Source organism: Shigella sp. FC1967, assembly GCF_001743005.1.
Classification (GTDB): domain Bacteria; phylum Pseudomonadota; class Gammaproteobacteria; order Enterobacterales; family Enterobacteriaceae; genus Proteus.
Window position 1 is genome coordinate 1 of record NZ_MIIZ01000614.1, and the last position, 6338, is coordinate 6338.

Below are 6338 nucleotides of genomic sequence, written 5' to 3' on the forward strand. Positions count from 1 at the left end.
TGATGCAACCACCGCCCGACCTACTGACACCGCTATCAGAAATTATTGGTTACTCAGAGAGCGAATTGCAGAGTCAGAGCAAGTGATTAAAGGGTTGCAGGATTACATAAGACAGGAGTGTTTACAGTGAAGTGGCTGATGTTTTTTATACCGCATTACACTACTGAAGATGTCGTGTTTGATGAAAATGAAGACGAGATTTATCCAGTGTGTTGCCTAGATGACGTAAGAGAAGGGGAGCAATTCCCATGGGTAGGAACAATGCGCTCACTTAGCTTTATGAACTTTGGTTATTTCCCCAAACTTATGGGCGAGCTACGACCATTCAAAAAATAACCCTGTGAGTTTGGGCTCCCACAGGGCTTTCACTAGTATGTTTGAAAACAATAGATTACCAATATTCAGTAAGCCAATCTGTTAATAATCAACGTAAGTTTTTAGGTTTTTAATAATAAAAAGCGCCCCAATAGGAGCGCAAAGTAAAACACATAGAATGTATTAGATATCAACACTGGGTTGATGGGAATTTAAGTATATACACTTTAATTCAAGAAAAACAAATGCAAGTTGCAAAAAAAAAAGATCCAAATCACAACACACATGTAACGATATTAATAAAGGTATTTTTATTAAGCAATTCCAACAAGTTAAGCGTCGCATTGTCGCAGTTTCATATGTTAGCTATGACCTGTTTTATTCTCGGCAGGTAGCGCATAGTGAGAATCAAAAACAATGAATCCACTCAGTTCTAGTACGAGTAGCAACGTCAGCTATGAGAGAAGAAACGGCGTGACTATGGAGAGACATAATTAATTCTACAAACGTCATTCATTGAGTGGCGTTGATAGAGTTTATTTAGATAGCCATCAGTTAATAACTGGTGGTTTTTTATTGGAGAACATTATGTCAGATGATCAGATTAACTATGATGCGATAGGTCGTGATGTGTATCTATCCAGAAGAATACATTCTTTAATTAAAATCAGACAATGTGAGTTAAAACATATTTCCGTTTTAATAAATGAATATTGGGATCCTTACAGCGATCAACGTAATGAATACATGCTCTTTGATTGTAATGAAGTTCCAGCGTTAATTGAATCAATTCAATATATCGATAATCAACTTAAAGAATTGCTTCCAGAGCAGAATAAGTGGGCCAAGATTGCAGGTGGTGAACCTATTGTTATTGAGGGATTAAACGATGTCAGATAACAGTATTCAATTAAAAGTCTCAGTAGATACAAGTGACTTAGATAAGTTAGAAGAACAACTCAATCGTATTAAGCAACTAATGCAAGATGTAGGTGTGAAGCCTAAATCAATCCCACCGTTTTTCTTTCAGTCTTCTGGTGAATTCTTTATTAAAGATGCCTTTATTAATTCTGCTGAATTCAAAGGTGTGCTTGTCAGTAATAAGTCAGAGCATGACATCAATGCTCAGCTAGCAGATTTACGTATGCGAGCTGATCGACAAGATGCAAGTATCACTGAGTTGATGCAGGCGCGAGAAATTGAACGTCATGCGTGGGCTAAACTTACGAACGAGCTAAATAACAGAACGTGGTGTAGTCAGAGATAAAAAATGAAAAAACGCAATGTCTATGGTGGTCGATGGGCAAAGGTGCGATTAGCTTTTCTTAATGAGCATCCACTCTGTGTTATGTGCAAAGAGCAAGGCCGTATTACCGCAGCAACTGTTGTTGACCATATTATTCCGCATCGACTTAGAGATGCAATCCAATCTGGTGATAAGGTCCTTATCACAAAAGCACAAGCCCTATTCTGGGATAAGAAGAACTTTCAGAGCTTATGTGACCTTCACCACAACTCAACAAAACAGCGAATGGAAAAGAGTGGCAAGGTTGTTGGCTGTAATGCTGATGGCATTCCTCTTGATCCTAATTCTCATTGGAATAAATAAGTAATAACGATTGTAATTATAATGGTGGGGGAGGATGAAAAGTTCAAATCCTTTTGTTTTGATTACCTAGCCCCGTCATTTGTGTGCACAACCGCGAAATGAAAAGTTTTTTTCTGGGAGGTTCCGATGGCAGGACGACGCCCGAAACCGACCCACTTGAAAGTGGTCACCGGTAATCCGGGGAAAAGAAAACTTAACGATAAAGAACCACAACCTAAACGTGAAATTCCAAGCCCACCTGAACATTTGACGGACTGGGGAAAAATGGCATGGGTAAAGTTAACGCTATTGTTGGATGGGATGGGCGTTCTGACTATTGCTGACGTATTTGCGTTAGAAAGGCTGTGTGATATTTATACCGATATTCTTCAGTTACGAGACACTATTGCCATTGAAGGTCGGACATATACAACAAAAACCCAATTAGGGGATTTTTTAATTAAAGCGAATCCTGCAGTGGCCATGCTGGCTGATGCGGATCGACGTTTTAAAAGTTATTTAGTCGAGTTTGGTTTAACACCAGCATCTCGCTCAAAGGTGAAAGTAGATGGTGGAGAAGAAGAGGAAGACCCACTCAACCAATACTTCGGTTGATCCTGCAACTCAATACGCTCAAGACGTTAATAGTGGAAAGATACTGGCTGGCCCTGATATCAGAAATTCTTGTGCAAGGCATCTCAAAGATCTAAACGAAGCTAAAAAGCGCGGTTTAGTATGGGATGTTGATGCTGTACAGCGAGCCATTGGTTTTTTTGCAAAAGTCTTGAAGCTTAACGGTGGTGAGCATGAAGGAAAGCCATTTATTTTATTGCCTTGGCAATGTTTTGTTGTTGGCTCCATCTTCGGGTGGAAAATGGAAGATGGTACACGTCGATTTCGCATGGCGTATGTTGAGTCAGGAAAAGGCTCAGGCAAGTCTCCATTAGCTGGTGGTGTTGGTCTTTATTGCTTAGTCGCTGATGGTGAGCCTCGTGCTGAAGTTTATGCAGCTGCAACAAAGAAAGACCAAGCCATGATCTTGTTTCGTGATGCAGTGGCAATGGTTGATCAGTCACCTGCGCTTAGTCAGCGTATCACTAAATCAGGCGGTGCTGGCAAAGAGTGGAATTTGGCTTTTTTAAAGACAGGCTCATTCTTTAGGCCAATTAGTTCTGATGATGGGCAATCAGGCCCTCGACCACACTGCGCCCTTATCGACGAAATTCATGAGCATCGAAATAACACTGCTGTTGAAATGATGCGTGCGGGTACAAAAGGTAGGCGACAAGCACTGATATTCATGATCACAAACAGTGGCCATGATAAAACCAGCGTGTGTTATGACTACCATGAATACGGACGAAAAGTTGCTGAAAGCACCATTGAAGATGACAGTTTCTTTTCTTATATCTGTTCTCTTGATGAAGGAGACGACCCGTTTAAAGATGAATCGTGTTGGGGAAAAGCAAATCCTTCTCTAGGTTATACCTTCACGGATCGCTATTTACGTGAACAAGTCACACAAGCCCAAGGAATGCCAGCAAAAGAAAGCATTGTTCGTCGTCTTAACTTCTGCCAATGGGTAGATGCAGATAATCCGTGGATCAATGGTGACACTTGGATGAATCGAGAGAAACTCTTTACTTTGGAAGATCTACAAGGTGAAGAATGCTATGGCGGATTAGACTTATCAGGAACACGAGATTTAACTGCACTCGCGCTTTATTTTCCTCGCATCAAACACCTATATGTTGAATTTTGGACACCCAAAGACACTTTATTGGAAAGAGCTAAAACTGACAGGGTTCCTTATGATGCTTGGGTTAAGCAAGGGTTTATTCATACTACACCGGGTAAAGCAGTCAAATATGAATTTGTTGCAGAGCGCCTATCTGAAATAACTCATCATGTTAATTTACTTGCAATTGGGTTTGACCAATATCGCATTAAATATCTCGAGCCTGAATTAGACGAAGCTTCAGTAACAGTACCTCTCATTCCTCATGGGCAGGGATATTACAAAGCTAAGGATTCTGGGCTATGGATGCCTCACTCAATCGAATTATTTGAAGGGCTCATAGATGATGAAAAATTAGTCATTCATGCTAATCCTTGTTTGAGGTGGAATGCAGCTTCTGCCGTTTTAGAGGCAGATCAAAAAGAAAATCGTATTTTTGCTAAAAAGAAAAGTACCGGTCGAATTGATGGAGTCGTGGCCTCTGCAATGGCGATTGGTACTGCTGAAGGTGGAGTTGATGATGATGGAGATATTGAAGGATTCTTTGATGATCCAATTATAGTGGGGATTTAGATGGGCACATTAAAAAAACCAGGGAGAGTGAAGTCCGCCATCCTTAATTGGATGGGCATCCCTATTAGTTTAGCGGACGGTACATTTTGGGGGGGAGTGGTCAGGAAAGAGCAGCAGTGGTAAGACCGTGACGGCTGATAATGCATTACAGCTGTCAGCTGTTTGGTCTTGTGTTCGATTGCTTAGTGAATCCATTTCAACGTTACCGCTTAAAATCTATAAAACAAATATAGATGGCTCTCGTGAACTAGCAAAACAACATCCTGCCTACACTGTGTTGTGCCGAAGACCAAATTCAGAAATGACACCTTCTCGATTTATGTTAATGGTCGTTGCCAGTTTATGCTTAAGAGGAAACGCCTTTATTGAGAAGTTATATATTGGATCTAAATTAGTCTCCCTTAACCCATTACTACCGCAAAATATGGTAGTAAAGCGCTTAGATAATGGACGATTAGAATATACTTACACTGATTCAAAATCAGCCAAGAGAGTTATTCCTGATAAAAATATAATGCATATCAGAGGGTTTGGTATGGATGGTATTTGTGGAATGATCCCTATTCAAGTAGGGAGAGATGTTATTGGCACGGCACTATCAACGGATGAAGCTGCAGGAAAGGTTTTCGAAAATGGGTTACAAACCAGCGGGTTGCTCACGTCAAAAGCAGCATTAAAGCCAGATCAGAGAGAGCGTTTAAGAAAACATTTGACGACTTTTTCTGGCTCAAAAAATGCTGGAAAGGTAATGATACTTGAGGCCGATTTATCTTTTCAAAATGTAACAATGAATCCTGAAACAGCTCAGCTTTTGCAAAGTCGAGGATACAGTATTGAGGAGATTTGCCGTTGGTTTCGGGTTCCTCCCTTTATGGTTGGCCATGCTGATAAGCAAAGTAGTTGGGCATCAAGTGTGGAGGGGATGAATATGCAATTCCTCACTAACACACTTAGACCTCTATTGGTTAATATTGAACAAGAAATCAACCGATGCCTGCTTGATAATGACGACGATTATTATGCTGAATTCTCTGTTGAAGGTCTATTACGGGCTGACAGTGCAGGGCGTTCTGCTTACTATACAACGGCATTACAAAATGGCTGGATGAGTCGAAATGATGTTCGACGGTTAGAGAATTTACCGCCGATTGAGGGTGGTGATATTTACACTGTTCAGCTTAATTTAACGCCACTTGATCAGCTTGGACAAGAAGCTTCTAGCAATGAAGCTGAAAAACTTAAAGCGCAGATCACCAACTGGTTATTCCCTGAAGGCAATCCCGTAGCCCCACACTCTCAAGCCAATCAACCTCACTCTGAGGAGTAAATTTATGAAAAAAAAGTCATTTGCCAGTTGCGCTGGAGGATCGCCCCTGCGCATCGATTAGTTACGAGCTGAAATCCAAAGCACTGGATAAATGGAATAGCAGTATTCGTGCATCAAGTACAGATAACACCATCTCGATATTAGATGTGATTGGTGAAGATTATTGGGGAGAGGGTGTTACTGCAAAACGTATTTCTGCCGCACTTCGCGCCATTGGAAATAATGATGTAGTTGTCAATATTAATAGCCCCGGTGGCGATATGTTTGAAGGGTTAGCCATTTATAACCTACTTCGCTCTCATAGTGGAAAAGTGACCGTCAATATTTTAGGTATTGCTGCTTCAGCTGCGTCCATTATTGCAATGGCTGGCGATGTAGTTCAAATGGGCCGAGGTGCCTTTTTGATGATCCATAACTGTTGGGCTGTCGGTGTGGGTAATCGGCATGACTTTGCAAAATTAGCGACGGATCTCGCCCCTTTTGATATGTCGATGGCAGATATCTATGTGGCACGTAGTGGGCAATCTAATGAAGTCGTAAGTCAGATGATGGACGACGAAACCTATATTGGTGCGAGTGAAGCAATCGAGAAAGGCTTTGCTGATAATTTGCTTACTGCAGATATTGTTGATGATGGTGATGAAAGCCCACAAGCCGCCATTCGTAAATTAGATGCGTTACTTGCTAAGGCGAACACCTCTCGCTCTGAGCGTAGAAAACTTATTAGTGCTTTAACACGAAGTATGCCGAGCGCTACTTCCAATCCTCACGGTACGCCAAGCGCTACCTCTGAAATT

General features: G+C 41.3%; 8 protein-coding genes and 1 pseudogene. All 9 read left to right on the forward strand.

The window, feature by feature from the left end; genetic code table 11:
* On the forward strand, nt 1–130 hold a 130-nt coding region (locus BHE89_RS07420; RefSeq protein ID WP_171742475.1), incomplete at its 5' end, for a lysis system i-spanin subunit Rz.
* The gene (locus tag BHE89_RS07425; RefSeq protein WP_077885048.1) at nt 127–336 is read left to right on the forward strand and encodes a hypothetical protein; all 210 of its coding nucleotides are present in this window, start codon (nt 127–129) and stop codon (nt 334–336) included. The genes BHE89_RS07420 and BHE89_RS07425, both read left to right, overlap by 4 nt.
* Nucleotides 337–903: 567 nt before the next feature.
* Nucleotides 904–1215 carry a hypothetical protein gene (locus tag BHE89_RS07430; protein WP_069367015.1) on the forward strand — a complete coding sequence of 104 codons (312 nt, stop codon included), beginning with the start codon at nt 904–906 and terminating at the stop codon, nt 1213–1215.
* A complete protein-coding gene (locus tag BHE89_RS07435) occupies nt 1205–1582 on the forward strand; it encodes a hypothetical protein (protein ID WP_069367014.1) in 378 nt (125 codons plus the stop codon). Before BHE89_RS07430 ends, BHE89_RS07435 begins: the two co-directional genes overlap by 11 nt.
* 3 nt (nt 1583–1585) lie before the next feature.
* A complete protein-coding gene (locus tag BHE89_RS07440) occupies nt 1586–1924 on the forward strand; it encodes an HNH endonuclease signature motif containing protein (protein WP_069367013.1) in 339 nt (112 codons plus the stop codon).
* A 126-nt stretch (nt 1925–2050) separates the two neighbouring features.
* Nucleotides 2051–2518: a phage terminase small subunit P27 family gene (locus BHE89_RS07445; RefSeq protein WP_069367012.1), complete on the forward strand. Its 468-nt coding sequence runs from the start codon at nt 2051–2053 to the stop codon at nt 2516–2518.
* Nucleotides 2472–4214, forward strand: a complete 1743-nt coding sequence (locus BHE89_RS07450; RefSeq protein ID WP_069367011.1) for a terminase large subunit — start codon at nt 2472–2474, stop codon at nt 4212–4214. Before BHE89_RS07445 ends, BHE89_RS07450 begins: the two co-directional genes overlap by 47 nt.
* Nucleotides 4215–5541 (forward strand): annotated as a pseudogene (locus tag BHE89_RS07455) (phage portal protein).
* 20 nt (nt 5542–5561) lie between these two features.
* A partial coding sequence (locus tag BHE89_RS07460; protein WP_128860371.1) for a head maturation protease, ClpP-related occupies nt 5562–6338 on the forward strand: 777 nt, incomplete at its 3' end.